General features: G+C 53.2%; 14 protein-coding genes and 2 pseudogenes. 12 read left to right on the forward strand and 4 right to left on the reverse strand.

Annotated elements, in window-relative coordinates; translation table 11 throughout:
* Nucleotides 1–116: 116 nt before the first annotated feature.
* The 3 genes from BMX45_RS08740 to BMX45_RS08750 all read left to right on the forward strand — a co-directional run bounded on the left by BMX45_RS08740 (nucleotide 117) and on the right by BMX45_RS08750 (nucleotide 6060).
* Nucleotides 117–2183, forward strand: a complete 2067-nt coding sequence (locus tag BMX45_RS08740; RefSeq protein WP_090909328.1) for a HelD family protein — start codon at nucleotides 117–119, stop codon at nucleotides 2181–2183.
* Between the two features lie 264 nt (nucleotides 2184–2447).
* The gene (locus BMX45_RS08745) at nucleotides 2448–4223 is read left to right on the forward strand and encodes an ABC transporter ATP-binding protein (protein WP_090909329.1); all 1776 of its coding nucleotides are present in this window, start codon (nucleotides 2448–2450) and stop codon (nucleotides 4221–4223) included.
* Complete coding sequence (locus BMX45_RS08750) at nucleotides 4207–6060, forward strand: ABC transporter ATP-binding protein (RefSeq protein WP_090909330.1); 1854 nt, start codon at nucleotides 4207–4209, stop codon at nucleotides 6058–6060. Before BMX45_RS08745 ends, BMX45_RS08750 begins: the two co-directional genes overlap by 17 nt.
* Before the next feature lie 78 nt (nucleotides 6061–6138).
* On the opposite strand, the gene BMX45_RS08755 is transcribed toward BMX45_RS08750, so the two are convergent.
* A complete protein-coding gene (locus BMX45_RS08755) occupies nucleotides 6139–7008 on the reverse strand; it encodes a LysR family transcriptional regulator (protein WP_090909331.1) in 870 nt (289 codons plus the stop codon).
* Between the two features lie 141 nt (nucleotides 7009–7149).
* On the opposite strand from BMX45_RS08755, the gene BMX45_RS08760 reads away from it, so the two are divergent.
* Together BMX45_RS08760 and BMX45_RS08765 are read left to right on the forward strand one after the other, a co-directional pair.
* Entirely contained in the window at nucleotides 7150–7806 is a 657-nt protein-coding gene (locus BMX45_RS08760) for an ankyrin repeat domain-containing protein (protein WP_139212447.1), read from the forward strand.
* 49 nt (nucleotides 7807–7855) lie between these two features.
* Nucleotides 7856–9082 carry an amidohydrolase gene (locus tag BMX45_RS08765; protein WP_090909333.1) on the forward strand — a complete coding sequence of 409 codons (1227 nt, stop codon included), beginning with the start codon at nucleotides 7856–7858 and terminating at the stop codon, nucleotides 9080–9082.
* A gap of 83 nt (nucleotides 9083–9165) precedes the next feature.
* Here the strand turns inward: BMX45_RS08765 and BMX45_RS08770 are convergent, their stop codons facing one another.
* Both BMX45_RS08770 and BMX45_RS08775 read right to left on the reverse strand, forming a co-directional pair.
* Nucleotides 9166–9852, reverse strand: a complete 687-nt coding sequence (locus BMX45_RS08770) for a G1 family glutamic endopeptidase (protein ID WP_090909334.1) — start codon at nucleotides 9850–9852, stop codon at nucleotides 9166–9168.
* A gap of 123 nt (nucleotides 9853–9975) precedes the next feature.
* The gene (locus BMX45_RS08775; RefSeq protein WP_090909335.1) at nucleotides 9976–10461 is read right to left on the reverse strand and encodes an anthrone oxygenase family protein; all 486 of its coding nucleotides are present in this window, start codon (nucleotides 10459–10461) and stop codon (nucleotides 9976–9978) included.
* Between the two features lie 282 nt (nucleotides 10462–10743).
* Between BMX45_RS08775 and BMX45_RS08780 the strand changes: the two genes are divergently transcribed.
* The 3 genes from BMX45_RS08780 (at nucleotide 10744) to BMX45_RS08790 (ending at nucleotide 13983) form a co-directional block, all read left to right on the forward strand.
* The gene (locus BMX45_RS08780; protein ID WP_090909336.1) at nucleotides 10744–12144 is read left to right on the forward strand and encodes an ABC transporter substrate-binding protein; all 1401 of its coding nucleotides are present in this window, start codon (nucleotides 10744–10746) and stop codon (nucleotides 12142–12144) included.
* Between the two features lie 98 nt (nucleotides 12145–12242).
* On the forward strand, nucleotides 12243–13133 hold the full coding sequence (locus BMX45_RS08785; RefSeq protein ID WP_090909337.1) for a carbohydrate ABC transporter permease: 891 nt from the start codon (nucleotides 12243–12245) through the stop codon (nucleotides 13131–13133).
* A 16-nt stretch (nucleotides 13134–13149) separates the two neighbouring features.
* The gene (locus BMX45_RS08790) at nucleotides 13150–13983 is read left to right on the forward strand and encodes a carbohydrate ABC transporter permease (protein ID WP_009591022.1); all 834 of its coding nucleotides are present in this window, start codon (nucleotides 13150–13152) and stop codon (nucleotides 13981–13983) included.
* A 119-nt stretch (nucleotides 13984–14102) separates the two neighbouring features.
* Here BMX45_RS08790 and BMX45_RS31735 read toward each other — a convergent pair.
* Nucleotides 14103–14237 (reverse strand): annotated as a pseudogene (locus tag BMX45_RS31735) (AraC family transcriptional regulator); the annotation flags it as partial.
* On the opposite strand from BMX45_RS31735, the gene BMX45_RS08795 reads away from it, so the two are divergent.
* From BMX45_RS08795 to BMX45_RS08810, 4 genes and pseudogenes are all read left to right on the forward strand, one after another.
* Entirely contained in the window at nucleotides 14228–14494 is a 267-nt protein-coding gene (locus tag BMX45_RS08795) for an Atu4866 domain-containing protein (protein WP_302847882.1), read from the forward strand. The pseudogene BMX45_RS31735 and the gene BMX45_RS08795 overlap by 10 nt on opposite strands.
* Nucleotides 14495–14563: 69 nt before the next feature.
* Nucleotides 14564–15303: pseudogene (locus BMX45_RS08800) on the forward strand (SDR family oxidoreductase).
* Nucleotides 15304–15439: 136 nt separating this feature from the next.
* The gene (locus BMX45_RS08805; protein WP_090909339.1) at nucleotides 15440–15790 is read left to right on the forward strand and encodes a VOC family protein; all 351 of its coding nucleotides are present in this window, start codon (nucleotides 15440–15442) and stop codon (nucleotides 15788–15790) included.
* A gap of 152 nt (nucleotides 15791–15942) precedes the next feature.
* Nucleotides 15943–16743: a TetR/AcrR family transcriptional regulator gene (locus tag BMX45_RS08810; protein ID WP_090909546.1), complete on the forward strand. Its 801-nt coding sequence runs from the start codon at nucleotides 15943–15945 to the stop codon at nucleotides 16741–16743.
* Nucleotides 16744–16994: the final 251 nt, after the last annotated feature.

The following is a 16994-nucleotide window of genomic DNA, read 5'->3' on the forward strand; positions in this document are numbered from 1 at the left end:
GCTGTTTTTGGACCCACGATAAATACACAATACTACAACGGAAAGTATAAGTCTATATTTTTTTCGGAAAACCCCTATACTTAGAGCTATTCTTAAGCAAAGAGGGGGAGATCGGAGTGCTGAATCCAAACGAAAACGCAGAGCGGGAATATCTTGCATGGGTATTAAAGGAGCTTCAACGGGCATCGGAGGAATTAGAGGGGAAGGTGTCCGATTCGTATAAGGATATCATTGAAGCCAAGAAATACCTGTGGGTCAACATGGCCCAATTGGATGCGGCGGAGCGTGCGGCCAACCGGGTTGATATTTCTTTGTCGATCGATACCGGAGAGAAACAGGCGGCCAGGCTGCAGAGGATGCGCAAGCTGCTTGCCTCGCCTTTTTTTGGGAGGGTGGATTTCCGTACGAACGAACCGAAGGAAGAAGAGGGCGCCTACTATATCGGCATCCATTCGTTCACGAACCCGGAGAGTCAGGAGCATCTCATCTATGATTGGCGCTCGCCGGTTGCCAGCCTGTTTTATGATTACAATGCCGGTCCTGCGTCGTATGAAGCGCCCATGGGGAGGCTGCAGGGTGAAATTACCGTCAAAAGGCAGTACAAAATCAAAGACGGCCACATGGAATATATGATCGAGAGCTCCATGAACATCCATGACGATGTGCTGCAGAAGGAGCTCAGCAGCAACTCGGACGAGAAGATGAAGAATATCGTGGCTACCATCCAGCAAGAGCAAAATGCCATCATCCGAAACGAAACCGCGCATGAGCTGATCATTCAGGGAGCGGCAGGCTCGGGCAAAACCTCGGTGGCCCTGCACAGGGTGGCCTTTCTCCTGTATCGCCATAAGGAAACCTTGACTTCCAGCAACGTGCTCATCATATCCCCGCATAAAGTGTTCTCCGATTATATATCGAGCGTGCTGCCGGAGCTTGGCGAAGAGAAAATCATGGAGGTCACGATGGAGGAGCTTGCTGCCAAAGAGCTGGGAGGATTATGCCAGTTCCAGACCTTCTCCGAACAGGTGGACGAAATCGTACACGCCCATGACGAGCAGGCCATCGAACGGATCCGGTACAAGGCCGGTTTGGATTTTGTGCATGAGCTGGATGCTTATCTGGAATATGGTGATCAGCAGTTTTTCCAGCCAACGGATATTCAGATGAAGGGAGTGCTCATACCGGCCTCGGAGGTCATGGATAAATACCTGGGCACCATGAGTTTGCCGGTCAGGCAGCGATTGGAGAAGACCGCCTCGGTCCTGTCGGGGCAGGCCCGTACGGAGGACGGCGAGAGGCTGACTTCGGCGGAAGCCAATAAAGTCAAAGCCGCGATCCGAAAAATGTTCAAATATCCAAATGCGTTAAGCCTATACAAGGCATTCTTCTCGTACAGGAACCAACCGGACATGTTCATCATGAAGGGGAGGAGAACGATCGAATACGCTGACGTTTTTCCGCTGATTTACCTCAAGATGCATCTGGAAGGGAGTACCCCCTACGATATGGTAAAGCATCTGCTGGTCGATGAAATGCAGGATTATACTCCGATTCAGTATGCCGTCATCTCCAAATGGTTTGCTTGCAAAAAAACGATTCTCGGCGACAGCAACCAATCGGTCAACGTGTATGCTTCAACCTCGCTGCCCGATATCCAGCGCGTGTTTCCTCAAGCCGATACGATCGAACTGGTAAAAAGCTATCGTTCCACGCTGGAAATCATGAAGCTTGCAAAGCGGATCCATCCGCGCAGCACCATGGTTCCCGTGGAGCGGCATGGTGAAGAACCGCTGCTGATCCGGTGTCATGATGCGGTGCAGGAGCTGGCGTTCATTCAAGAGCTCACCCGAAACTTTCCGAATTCCGGGATGCAGACGATGGGGATCATATGCAAAACGTCATCGCAAGCCCGGCAGGTGTACGAGTCGGTCAGGGGGTTAATGGACAACGTGAGCCTGCTCGATTTTAATAGCGACCGCTTTCAGGAGGGAATCACGATTACCTCCGCCCATATGGCCAAAGGGCTGGAATTCGACCAGGTTATCGTTCCTTTTGCGGGCGCCGTAAACTATCGTACCGAGATGGATCGAAGCTTGCTCTATGTTGCCTGTACCCGGGCCATGCATAAGCTGCTGCTGACCTATTCCGGCGAGCCCGCGACGTGGTTGGCCGGCTCGGTGTAAACCGGATCAAGACCGTGCCATGCGTCAGAATATATCGTGATCCAGAGCCGCGGCCCATGTGCGCGGCTTTTTCATTAGATTATTGGATTCAAATGTCCTTGATCGACGTTATGTCAAAATTTAAATAAAACATCAGACGGTTTAGGAAGGAGGACTCCTTTATATCTAGAAACTATTAATATGGGAGCATCACAGCAAACGTATGGAAGGGGGAACGTAACGGACTGAATCATCCAATAACAGGACAGGAAGTGATATGGGACATTGGACTCTCATCGAATACTTGGAGACTTTTTCAGGAAGACGTGGCCATTTTACGTATTGTCGATTTGCTGTCACTTAGCAGCCAATATCATCCACGTGAATTTCCCGAGGGTGCTGGGCAATTTCACGGATGAATTGAAGGATGGTTTATTGTCGGTCAGCGGCGTTGTGCAGTACAGCTGGACGCTGCTGGGTATCGGCGTCGGTTTTGCCGTCATCGGCGGGATCGGCCAGTTTCTGGTCATGTACACGGGACGTTATTTCGAATTTATGAACCGGCGCCGCCTGTTTGTCCATTTTACGGGGCTCAGCGAGCGGTTTTATTCCAAGAACGGCGTCGGCAAGCTGCTAAGTTATTTCATGAACGACGTGACGACGGTAAGGGAAGCGATCTCGATGGGGATCAATCAGACGGCAAACGCCTCCATCCTGCTGGTATCCACGATTGCCATGCTGCTGATAACGAATGTTCCGCTGTATCTGGTGGCCGCAAGCATCGTTCCTTTGCTGCTGATACCGATCATCGTCGTCTGGCTCGGGCCGATCATCAGGAGAAGATCGCTTCAGGTTCAGGAAGCGCTCGGCGTGATGACGGAGTCGGCGGAGGAGCAGTTTGGCGGGATCCGCGTCACGAAGAAGTTTGCGGTGGAAGAGACGATGAAACGGCGCTTCGGGACGACGGTGGACAGCATCCGGGACAAGCAGCTGCGGCTGGTGCGCGTGTCGTCGCTCTTTCAATCGATCATTCCGTTTCTTGGCGCATCCTCCCTTATTATCGCCCTTTCATTCGGCGGTTACTTAACGATCATGGGACGCATCTCGGTCGGTAACTTTGTCGCATTGACGCTTTACATTCGCATGCTGATGAACCCGCTGCAGCAGATCGGGAATGTCATTAATGTCGTCCAGAGAGCGAGGGCCTCGCTTGACCGCTTGAACGATCTGCTGGATAAGCAGGCCGACATTAAGGAACTGCCTGGCGCCAAGGAGCTGAATCTGGAGTATCCAGGCATTGAGGTGCGGGATTTATCTTTTTCCTACGATGCTTTGGACGGCCATGAGGGAGGTTCCAGGCAGGTGCTGCGCGGCATTCGGCTGAGCGTTCCGCCCGGCGCGACGCTGGGCATCATCGGCCGTACGGGAAGCGGCAAAACCACGCTGATGAAGCTGCTGCTGCGCACCTACGACCCGCCTCCGGGGAAGGTGCTGATCGGCGGCGAGGACATTCGGAAGCTTACATTAAAAAGCCTGCGCGAAGGAATCGCATACGTTCCCCAGGACGGCTTCCTGTTCAGCTCGACCATCCGCGAGAATATTGCTTTCTATAGAAGGGACACAGAACCGGCCGTCGTCGAGGAAGCGGCACGAAAGGCACGGGTGTATGACAATATTGCGGAGTTTCCGGACAAGTTCGAGACCCGCTTAGGGGAGCGCGGCATTACCCTTTCCGGCGGACAGCGGCAGCGGACAAGCCTGGCGCGGGGAATCATCAAGGATGCGCCCATCCTCATTCTGGATGACAGCGTAAGCGCCGTCGATGCGGTGACGGAGACGGAAATCATGGAGACGATTCGCGACATCCGGGAGGGGAAGACCACGATCATCATTGCCCACCGGATAAGTGCATTGAAGCATGCCGATGAGATCATCGTCCTGGATCAGGGAGAGATTGTCCAGCGGGGTACGCATGAAGAACTGCTGTCTACGGACGGACTGTACCGGACGCTGCATGACATTCAGGAAGAGGGGATGAAGTTTCATGGCACAGGCCATTAACAATTGGCAGCTGGATCAGAAGGCGGATTTGAACGCCCCTCAGTCCAAGCCAAAGTATATTTCCACGTTCCGGGCTTTGTCGGGCTATATGAAGGAACACCGGCTGACCTTTGCCGGGTTTATCGGCTGCACCTTGATTGCCATCTCGGCAGAGCTGCTGCAGCCGTACCTGATGAAAATCGCGATCGACGATAATCTGATGGTCGGCAAGAACGATTACCGGAGCTTGATGATCATCTGCGGCATCTATTTTTCGTTATCGCTGCTCAGCATGATGTTTACCTATCTGCAAAATAATTTGCTGCAAAAAGCGGGGCAGAGCATTGTAGCGAGCATTCGCAAACGGCTGTTTGCCCATATCTCCAGGCTGTCGATGTCGTATTTCGACAAGGTGCCGAGCGGAAGCTTGATTACGCATGTATCCAGCGATACCGAAGCGATCAATCAGTTTTTTAACCAGGTGCTGCTCAGCCTGTTCCGTGACGGCTTCACGCTGATCTTCATCCTTGTGATGATGTTCCAGCTGGACGTCACGCTGACCTTATACTGCCTCATCCTGCTGCCGATCATTGCAGGGATCGCGATTGCGTTCCGGCGGTATATGCGCCACACCTATCAGATGGCGAGAACGCGGTTATCCCGGCTGGTGGCTTTCGTGGCGGAGAATCTCTCAGGCATGAACCTGATCCAAGTGTTCCATCAGCAGAAGGAGCAGGAGAAGCAGTTCGAGGAGCGGAATGACTCTTATTTCAAAGCCAACATCCGGGAGATCCGGACCAATGTGCTGTTTAACCGCTCCTACGAGATATTGAACAACCTGGCGATTGCGTTCGTGACGTGGCTCGGCGGGCAAGCCGTTCTGGGGACGACGCTGGAGTTCGGCGTGCTGTATGCTTTTATTACGTATATCCGTTTATTCTTCCAGCCGATCAATACGATCACTCAGCAGTGGAACACGCTGCAATCGGCGACGGTGGCGATTAACCGGATATGGAGCCTGCTCGCGATTCAGCCTGAGGTTACGGATCGACGCATGCCGGAGGCCTTGGAGAAGTCGAAGGTTCAGGGCCGCGTCGACTTCGACCGGGTCACGTTCGGTTACGAAGGCGGGGCTCCGGTCATTCGGGATTTGGATCTTCATATCAAACCCGGGGAAATGATCGGGATCGTCGGAACCACCGGCGCGGGAAAAAGCTCGCTCATTAGCCTGCTGTGCCGTTTCTACGACGTGAACGAAGGGAGCATTCGGATTGATGGGATCGACATCCGGGAGCTGGCGCAGTCCGATCTGCATCGGATCGTGGGCCTTGTGCAGCAGGAGCCCTATCTCTACTCCGGAACGGTGCTGGACAATGTACGGCTGTTCGATGAGGACATATCCAGGGAACGGGTGATCGAGGCTTGCCGCTTTATCGGCGCGGATTCAATCATCAGGAGGATGAAGGAGGGATATGACACCCGGCTGTCGGAGCGGGGCAGCGGCTTGTCCGCCGGCGAGCGGCAGCTGATCTCCTTCGCGCGAATCATCGTGTTCCAGCCCAAAATTCTCATTCTGGACGAAGCGACCGCCAACCTGGATTCGCACACGGAGCAGCTCATCCAGAATGCGCTGCAGCTCGTTGCCGAGGGGCGGACGACCCTTGTCATTGCCCACCGCTTATCCACCATCATGGGGGCGGACCGAATCTTGGTCATGAGCAGAGGCCGAATCGTGGAGCAAGGAACCCATGAGGAACTGCTGGATTCCCATGGGTATTACGAAGAGCTGTATCTTCACTCCCAAGGACAGAAGCAGGAGCGGGAGGGGGTCGCAGGCTCGTTGTATCGCACGAAATAAACGGCACCCGATTGGAGGACGGAGCTTCATTAGCTCAGTCCTCTTTTTGCTTCTGAACCTCCGATGAGGTACGCAAATCTATAAGGTGCTAGCCAACAGGTCAATGAAGTTCAGCGCCGTTCTGGAGACATGGTGATCCTTCAGCCAGATTAAGGCCGAGGAGGCCGCAGCCGGGGTGTCCTTGATTTTGAAGGCATGCACCGCTGCGGGCAGCTGCTGTTTGATCAGGGTCTCGGGAACGATCGCCACGCCGAACCCCGAAGAGACCAAGCGCAGCAGCAGCGAAATGTCGGAGCATTCGGCTACGATGTTGGGCTGCAGCTTCTGCTCCGAGAAAGCCATCTGGATCGTATAATACACGCCCAGCCCTTCCGTGCTTGGCAGAATAAGCGGATGCTGCGCGATATGGGGGAGGGTCGTCTCCTGTTCGATGGATGGCTCCGAGGTTAGCATGTAAAAAGGCTCCGTCTGCAGATGAAGGATCGAGAAATCGTCCAATTCAAGCGGCAGGCGAACGATCGCTACTTCGAGCGACCGGTTTCGCACGAGCTCACAGAGCTGATACGACTCGTTTTGCTGAATTTTATACGAGACTTGGGGATATCTTGCCCTGAACTCATGGAGCCATGACGGCAGCTCTACCGAAGACAGGGTATTGATACCAAGGCTCAGCGTTCCTTTATCTCCGTTCCCGACCTCTTTCACTTCGGCTTTAGCCTCTTCCATGAGCTGGGTCATTTGGAGCGCGTATTTGTACAGCGCTTTCCCCGATTCGGTGATTTCCAGCCGCTTCCCTCTTCGATATACCAAGACCGATCCGAGTTCTTCCTCCATGGCTTTCAGCTGCTGACTGAGCGGCGGCTGGGATATATGAAGCCGGTTGGCGGCGAGCGAGATGGTGCCTTCCTCCACGATGGCAATAAAATAGCGGAGCTGCCTGATATCCATATGCTTATGCAAACCTCCTTGTATATGAAAAACCTTCATAAATTCAATTTTTTAAGTATTTTTCATATGGTTCTGTCTCATGGTAGCATACCCATATATACGATAGAAAGAGGGGGAGTATCGGTGCTGCGTATAACAGCTATGCTATTGATCCTTTTCCTGTCGGCCTGTCAACCAAATTCGGAGAAACACGAGGTGAAGAAGAATATGGATCGTCAACTCATTGAATCCGCCGAGCAAGGGAATACGGAGCAAGTACGACAGCTTCTTCAATCCGGCGCTAACATCGATGCGACGGATGAACAGGGAAGAACGGCGGTGATGGCGGCAACCTACCGCAATCATGTCGATACGGTAGACGCCTTGATTCAGGCTGGCGCCGATATCAATATTCGGGATCATCAACTGAATAATGTGTTTTTGTATGCCGGTGCTGAAGGAATGCTGGACATCCTGAGGCTGGCCATTGATGCCGATGCGGATGTGACGCTCACGAACCGTTTTGGCGGTACGGCTCTCATTCCGGCCTCCGACCGCGGTCATGTGGAGATTGTGCAGGAGCTGCTGACCCGGACCAGCGTCGATGTGAACCATATTAATAATTTGAACTGGACCGCGCTGCTGGAGGCTGTCATTCTGGGTGACGGCAGCGAGAACTATCAGCGAATCGTGAAGCTGCTGCTGGATCATGGGGCAGACCCTGAGCTTCCGGACGGGAACGGCGTAACCCCCCTGCAGCACGCCCGGGAGCGAGGATATCAAGAAATCGAACGCATCTTAATGGAGGCTGCAAACTAAGGGATGTCGAAAAGAGGGAAGATATAAGCGAGAAGGGGATGAAGGTTATATGAACGAACACAGCACGCCATACTGGCTGCTGCATGTCCGACTGGAAACGGGTTACCGCTACGAGGATGACGTCGTGACCGGAACCGAAACAGGACTTTTTCATGTGAAGATAGAGAATGGGGCTTTTTCTGAGATTCGTCCCGCGGAGGCTTTGCCGGATACGCTGCTGCCGACATGGGATATGAAGGGGAATCTGATGCTGCCCTCTTTTAGAGATATGCATATCCACCTGGACAAAACCTATTATGGAGGACCATGGAAGGCACCGCTTCGTCCGGCTCACGGAATCTTCAGCCGGATCGAGGAGGAAGAGAGGCTGCTTCCCGAGCTTCTTCCCACCGCCAAGGAGCGAGCGGAGGGACTGCTGGATCTGCTGCTGCGTTACGGTTCTACCCATGTCCGCTCCCACTGCAATGTGGATCCAGTCGTCGGTCTGAAAAATTTGGAAGCCACCTTGCAGGCGGCTGAAGGATATAAGGAAAAAGCGTTTGTGGAGATCGTTGCTTTTCCACAGCACGGTTTGCTTCGCAGCCAGTCCGTATCCCTGGTCAGGGAAGCGCTCCGGAACGGAGCCGCGCTTGTAGGCGGGCTGGATCCCACGACGGTAGACGAGGATATGGAGAAATCGCTGAACACCGTGATGGAGCTGGCGGTGGAAGCCAACGCCGGCATTGACCTGCACCTGCATGAGTCGTCCCAGATCGGACTGAATGCCTTTAAAGGGGTAGCTGATCTTACGGAAGAGGCGGGTTGGAACGGAAGAGTCACGCTCAGCCATGCCCTCGCTTTCGCGGACGTCTCACCAAGCGAGGTGGATGAAGTGGCGATACAGTTAGCGGACTTGGGCATTTCCATCACCTCCTCCGTACCGCTTGGCCGAACCATCCCGATCCCGCAGCTGCACCGCCGCGGGGTGAATATCTCGCTTGGGCAGGACAGCATTATGGACCATTGGTCCCCGTTTGGCAAAGGGGATAACCTGGACAAGGCGGGCACGCTGGCCGAACGCTTCCATATGAGCGATGAGCGTTCGCTCGGACAGGCCCTCGGGTTTATTACGGGAGGCGTAACGCCGCTAGACCAGGACGGCCGCTATGCATGGCCAAACGTCGGAGATTCGGCGGATGCGGTGATTGTGGAAGCCAGCTGCTCCGCAGAAGCCGTTGCCAGGCGGTCCAACCGCCATGCCGTGCTGTTCAAGGGAAAACCGGTTCACGGAATATGATAAAGGGGCAGCCGCTGCATGCCGGACTTTTCCGGCATGCAGCGGCTGTTGTTGGATGATGGGCATTGCATGCGCCAGCCCCCTTATTGATGAACGCCTTTGACAACGAAACCGTCTCCCGCCCGGTTCGGATTGGAGGGAATGGAGGTAACGGTTGAATTCTGAAGCATGATGCCCCCATCATCCGCCGTGAGTTTGGGACGTTTCCCATTGACGCGGCAGCAGGAGAAGACAACGGGGGACAAACGTGCCATCTTGGCAAGCGCCCCATTGATTTGCGGCGCTTCGACGATCCATTCCGCCGAGGTCTGCGGACCGCCGTACCGCTGCAATGTTCGAAAGGTCCAGTTCCGGGATACGTTGCGAAGGCAGATCAGCCAGTTCGACCCGCTGCGCTTGATGATGCTGGCATGCATGCGGTCACCCGGCTGAATGGGCAGCGGAATGATCGTAACCGAGGCGGGGAGAATCTCCCACCAAGCATAATAATAAGCCTTGCCGTCTATCCAATCATGACCCGTTCCGGTTTGTATCAAATTGCTGTTGCTGAATCCGTCAATGCCGATCCAGGCCGAGGAGTAGGACGCCCCGCGGCTTGGCCGAACAAACGGCACATTCCATTTGGCGGAGACCCGTTTGAAAGCTCCTTTTTTTCCAGTGATAGAGTATCCGCTCCAATTGCTTGATATCCATCCGATGTTGCGACGCGGCTTGGCTGAAGTGTCAAGTTGGCATGTGTGATTCCACTGACCTGTCGTGGAAATCCCCATAATCTCCACCGCCTTTACTAGATTGATAGTATATCTAATGAAGAATCGGTAGAGTTGGTATGGGTTATGTGTTAGAAAGTTTGAACGGCGGCTTTTGAATCTAGTCTTCAGGTAAATCCAGTCTTAAGGGATATGCCGTAAGGCAAAAACAAACAGGATCATGGCCCCTATGGAGGTGACCGTCCGTACATGGTTCCAGGCCGTCCATTTACTTAGGTAGGCATGCCAGACCTCGCTTCCTGCGCTGCTCGCAGGATCAACGGCAGCCAGCGCGTCATTGAGGGGAACATTGAAGGCCAGCGTTACGATGAATCCCGTCAGATACAGCAGACCGGCAGCCAGCAAGTAGACGGATCCGGGTTCTCCCCAGCGGAGGATGGATAGGACCGCAAGAACGATACTGGTTAGGGCGGTACCTGTAAACAGTACACCAAACGTGGGGTTGAGAATGGTTGCATTGATGGACTGCATGGCGTTAATCCCCTGTTCGTTCGGAATCCGCGATAAAGCGGTCATCATGAAGGATGAGAAGGCGAAGAACAGGCCGGCTATAAGGCCCGAGCCTGTCACTGAAAATAGAGCCAGCAAAAAAATCAAGCGATCACTCATGGGTAGGTTACCTCCAGTTTAATGTGTAGTTCTGACGTTTGATCTATGTGTATCCAACAAAACAATTGTTTGTACATACAAATATATTAGCGTTTTCGGCAAATGTAAAGACCTAAAATTGAAGGAATGAAGATATAGAGGGATCTGTATACTTGTTTTTACTATATATGGTAATAAGCATATCTACGCTATTTACTAAATAGAGTTGAATATACGCTTTCGTAAGCGTATCCAAAATTTGGATCATATATTCTGTGTGTTCAGCCAAAAGGAGGGATCCGTATGAAGTCAGGCAAGAGGGGGATTTGGCTAGTAACGACGGCTTTATTAAGCGTTTCTTTGTTGTTCGGTTGTACGGGGGGCAAGGGAACGCCGGCCGATACCGGCGATCCGGAGCCGGGAAAGGACGGAGAGACAGCCAAGAAAACCATTACCGTTACGTTTCGGGATGACGGGATCGGCGAGAACGGAGCGTTCTATAAATGGCTTAAGGAAGTGTCGGCCAGTTACCCTGACAAAAGCGTAGAGATTAAGCCGACACCGATTCAGGCATCGGAAGGCGATTATTTTGCCAAGGTGGCCCTGGCGCTGAAATCCAAAGATACGGCGCCCGATATCGTGACGGAAGATACCTTCATCTTGAACTCGGATGCCAGCGCCGGCTATCTGGAGCCGCTCGACGATAAATTGGCGGGATGGGAAGACTGGGGCAACGGCTCCTTCATCGAAGCGATGAAGAAGGGGGTCACCGCCAGCGATGGCAAGGTATACGGCGTGCCGTACAACACGGATTCCAGAGGCCTTTGGTATAACAAGGATATTTTCAAACAAGCGGGTCTTCCGGAGGATTGGCAGCCTAAGAATTGGGAGGAGGTCTTAAACGCTGCGCGAACGATCAAGGAGAAGGCGCCCGATGTTGTACCGATCTGGATGAACATGGGCAAGGCTACAGGCGAAGCAACCTCCATGCAAACCTACGAGATGCTGCTCTACGGAACGGGCGAAAGGCTGTTTGACGATGCCAGCGGCAAATGGATTACGAAAAGCCAAGGCATTCTGGACGCGCTGACTTTTGTGGAAACGGTCAACAAAGAGAAGCTGGGACCGCCGCTCTCCAAAGTATTGAACGGCCAGGCAGGCAACACGGCTTCCCGCGAATACCTGCCGCAGGGCAAGCTGGCGATTTCGCTGGACGGCTCCTGGATCACGGGCAACTATATGGAAACAGGCGCGGCCCCATGGCCAGAATACAAAGACGTGCTGGGCTTTGCGCCGATGCCGACCAGCCAAGGACAGGAGCCCGGCTCGATTACGCTGGCCGGAGGCTGGGCGCTGTCGATTCCAAGCAATTCCAAGAACAAAGACGAGGCATGGGAATTTATCAAGTATGCGCTGGGCAAGGAAAATACCCAGAAGCTCGTCATGTCCTCCGGCAATATTACGGTGCGTGCCGATGTTGCCAAGGATCCGGAATATACGAAAATGCCGTTTAACGAAATCGCGACCGAATACCTGCAGAACGCAGAGTTTAGACCGGCTCAGGAGAAGTATCCGGAAGTGTCGACGCAGATCCAGACGATGGTGGAATCCGTAGCAACCGGAACATCGCCTGCGGATGCCATGAATAAATACGCGCAGGATGTTACCCGCATTGTTGGAGCGGATCATATCGTGGAGAAATAACCTGCTATAAGCAAAACCGGCTTGCTCAAGCGCTCCCGTCATCGTGGAGACTTGGGCAAGCGGTTTTTCAGATCATCCGTATGGAAGGAGAACCACACATGAGCAGTCTGTCCGCGGGCGTTTACCCGAAACGAAGAAAAACGTATACCTGGCTCTTTTTTTTGCTGCCTTCAATCGCGATTATGCTCGTGTTTTTTATATATCCCATCCTGTTAACGTTCTTCTACTCCTTCACCAATCTGGCCTTGACCGGGGAAGCGGCGAGGGAGCTCAAGTTTATCGGCCTTGACAACTACACCCGGATGTTCCAGGATCCCACGGTTCGGATCAGTATCTGGAACACGCTGGTATTTCTTATCGGTTCGGCGGTGATCGGGCAGCAGGTGCTGGGATTTCTGATTGCGCTGCTGATGAAGCAGAGGAACAAGACGTTTCGACGCATGATTGGAACGATTGTGCTTGCGGGCTGGGTAACGCCCGAGATCGTGTGCGCCCTTTGTCTATACAGCTTCTTCGGGGATGAAGGCACGCTGAATGCGATTATCACCTTTTTCGGATTTTCGGAAGTGACCTGGCTGTTTACCGTCCCGATGCTGACGATCATTCTTGCGAATATTTGGCACGGCACGGCCTTCTCGATGCTGGTATTTCAAGCCGCGCTGGATGACGTGCCGAACGAAATCGAGGAAGCGGCGGTAGTGGATGGAGCCTCCAAGTGGAAAATCTTCACGCGCATCATCATCCCTTACATCAAAAGCACCATTACCACGAACATGATGCTGGTTACTTTGCAGACGCTCGGGGTGTTCGGGCTCATCTATGCGATGACCGGAGGCGGTCCCGGCAACTCCACGACGACCCTGCCGATCTTTATGTACAATCAGGCGTTTGTGAACTATCAATTAGGCTATGGAACCGCTATTTCGCTGCTGCTGCTGTTGATCGGGATTGTGTTAAGCCTCCTGTATATCAGGTCGATGAAAGAGTAACCAGGGGTGAAATCATATGAATGCCAAACAACGTAAATTAGTCTATCGAATTCTGCCGTATGCGATCCTTGCGGGGATCGGCATTTGCTTCGTGCTGCCGCTGCTCTGGGTGCTTGTGGCTTCCGTCGATCCGAATGCAATGCAATCCCTCAAAGTGCCCAGCAAGATTACCGGCGCTAATTACGTAGAGGTGATTACCAGCAGCGAGAACCAGCGCGCTTATCTGATCGGCCTGGTGATGTCGCTTGGCCAAGCCGTATTGGTTGTCCTGCTGGCGCTGCTAGCGGCTTACCCGTTATCCCGTTATCAGATGAAATATAAGAAGCCCTTCATGCTCACCATTCTGTTCATGACCTCGCTGCCGATTACGGCCGTTATGGTCCCTGTCTACCAGCTGTTCCTGGGGTTAAAGCTGTATGACAACATTTTTGGCGTCATCTTGTTCTATGTAGCGTCGTCCATGCCATACGGGATATGGATGATGAAGAATTTCATGGATTCCGTGCCAAGCGATCTGGAGGAAGCCGCATGGGTGGACGGGGCCTCGGTGTTTACGGGGATCCGCAAGGTGGTGGCGCCGCTGATGGTTCCGGGGATATGCACGGTGGCAATCTTTACGTTCTCGGGCAGCTGGGGCAATTTCTTCGTTCCGTATATACTGCTGCAATCGCCCGAGAAGTTCCCGGCTTCCCTGAAGCTGTACCAGTTCTTCGGGCAGTACGGCATGGTCGACTACGGCAGCCTGGCGGCCTTCTCGGTGCTGTATGCCATCCCGGCGATCATCATGTATATTCTGTCCCAGCAGTTCATGTCCAAGGGCTTCGGGCTGCAGGGCGGAACGAAAGGATAGGCATGCGAATAAAAAGGCAGGACGGCTTGATGCCCGACACAAAAAAACGGCAGAAATGCCGTTTTTTTGTGGTTTAACTGGCGAATGCCTTCCGTTTCGCTGTTCGTTACCGATCGGGTTTAGGTTCCGTGTGTGCCGAAATCCAATGAGTCCCGAAGACGTTTGATATCCCGGATCGGAGGCAATCCGAACATGCGGGCATACTCCCTGTTGAACTGGGTGGGGCTCTCATAGCCGACCTGAAATCCCGCGTCCAGCTCTTGATGCGAATGGGGCGAAGCATCCCTATGCAGGCATGTGGGTTACGAAGGACGGATATATCCGCCACGAGCTGCTCCCGAACGGGCGTTATGATGAAGCAAGAGGACCGCGGCAAAGCGCCTATCAAGGCCGCTATTTCATAGAAGGCGATCACATCGAATATGTGGATGATACCGGGTTCACGGCCGACGGCGATTTTCGGGACGGCGTTCTCTATCATGCTGGAATGGTATTGTATCGGGAAATTTAACGTTATGTCATGGCAAGAATGCGGAATTGATTTCGAAATACAGAATAGGAACGGGAGGGGTGTTGTTGTATGTCAAGCATAAAAGGAAAAGTCGTGGCCATTACAGGCGCGAGCAGTGGGATCGGCGAAGCGGCGGCCCGGCTGCTGGCTCAGCGTGGCGCACATGTGGTGCTCGGGGCGAGAAGAACGGACAGGCTTGAGAAGCTGGTTGCCGCATTGAATGGGGAAGGCGGCTCAGCCGTTAACCAGTCGCTGAATGTCGTTCATCTCGATCAGATGGAATCCTTCATCGCTTTGCGGTGAGCCGATTCGGGCGGGTGGACGTCTTCCTCAACAATGCAGGCATCATGCCGCTATCCCCCTTGGAAGCCTTGAAGGTGGACGAATGGAACCGGATGATCGACGTGAACGTCCGCGGCGTCCTGCATGGCATTGCGGCAGGGCTGCCGGTGATGCAGAAGCAGGGCTTTGGTCAATTTATCAATATCGCTTCCATCGGTGCGTATGAGGTATCGCCTACCGCGGCCGTTTATTGTGCTACCAAGCACGCGGTTCGTGCAATCTCGGAGGGCCTGCGCCAGGATGTTGGCAGCAGCGGTATCCGGGTTGCGCAAATATCGCCGGGCGTGACGGAGTCGGAGCTGGCCGGCGGCATCTCCGATGATACGGCCAGACAAGTTATGAAGGAGTATCGAAGAATATCGATCCCGGCGATATCGATTGCGCATGCGATTGTGTATGCCATCGAGCAGCCGCCGGAAGTCGATGTGAATGAAATCATCATTAGGCCAACTGCTTCAGGGAGCTAACGAATCAGCTGTTGAGTTCAATCTCAACAGCTTTTTTTGTTGGAAGGATTTGTTATACTTAGTTGTGCAGTTGCGTGAGGGCACGTATAGCGTTAGATACCTTGAATTTTTAGCATGATGAATGGAGGAGGACAAGGTGGGAGTTAAACGAATCGTTGCGAATATCGATACGATGGATGCCGTTGCAGCCAAAACGTTTTATCAAGATGTGTTGGGACTGGATATGATCATGGATCACGGCTGGATCACCACGTATGGCTCGCAGGAGAAAATGAGCGTTCAGATCAGCTTTGCTTCCGAGGGGGGCGGCGGCACGCCGGTACCGGATTTGTCGATCGAAGTGGACGATATAGAGACCGTGCTGGAGGGCATGAGGCGGGGAGGTTTTCGCATTGAATATGGGCCTGTTCATGAGCCTTGGGGAGTACGGCGCTTTTTTGTCCGCGATCCGTTCGGCAAGCTGGTCAACATATTGACTCATCTTTAGCATGATTGAGCACATTGGCGGCAAAGCCGGCAGCTCTCTGCCAAGACCCGGATTCGCCCTATATACCTATGGATGATGAGATATGTTATACTGTTTATAATATAAACAATTATTAAACATCAGATGCAAGGATGCAGAAAGGAAACATGATCATGTCTAACGATGAGACGATGGATCCGGATATTGGATCCAAGCTGCCCAGAGGGGCGGCTCTCAGCTGGGGATTGGTAAAGCCGCCGCAGCGTGGACCGAAACGGGAGATGAGCCTTTCGCAGATCGTAGAGACGGCCATCGACATCGCCGATAAAGAAGGGCTTTCAGCTGTCTCCATGAATCGAATTGCGTCCACTTTGGGTTTTACCGCCATGTCCCTGTACCGGTACATATCCAGCAAGGACGACCTTTTGGTGCTGATGCAGAACGCCGCGTGCGATATTCCCATTCCGCCCGAAGATTCTGCTGACTGGCGCGAGAATATGCGGATCTACGTCAAATCGACTATGCAGGTATTCCGGGATCACCCCTGGTTCGGAGACATTCCGATTACGGGTATTCCCATTACGCCGAACAATCTGCGATTTATCGATTGGGGTCTGCGGTTTATGAAGGATCTCCCGCTGAATGATTATGAGCGGATGTCTTTGATTCTCTTGTTAAGCAATTACGCTAGATCAAGCGGCATGATGCAGCGGGATATGGACCGCGCCATACAGGCAGGCTCCACCCCGGAACAGTTCAATGGACTCGATTATACGGAAGCGCTGAAACAGCTTATGAAGCCGGATCGGTTTCCGTTCTTGTACCCGGTAGTGATGTCGGGGGTCTATACGGAAGACAGCGAGGAAGAGAGTCCGATAGGTAATGACATTGATTTCGGGTTAGAACGCATTCTGGATGGCATCGAGCAATATTTTCAAGCCAAGAAACAACAGGGACCATCGGACAAGGTATGATGTCGGTCAAGTTACGGGGCTTGGTCGATCCAAAAAGTGCAGCAACAGCCGAGCAAAAAAAACGATCCTCATGAGGATCGTTTTTTTTGCTGATTGAGTCGGCCCAAGCCCGACTTGTTCAGCGCCCGGTTGGTTGGTATCGTTCCGGCCAGACTTTCATTAACGTTAGTTACGGGGGTACTGGTGGAATGACCGACTATGAGATAGGAAGGACACGGCAGCCTTCCGGAAGCGGATGGAGTATCCTTCGT

This window comes from Paenibacillus sp. cl141a, from assembly GCF_900109305.1.
Taxonomy (GTDB): domain Bacteria; phylum Bacillota; class Bacilli; order Paenibacillales; family Paenibacillaceae; genus Paenibacillus_AQ; species Paenibacillus_AQ lautus_A.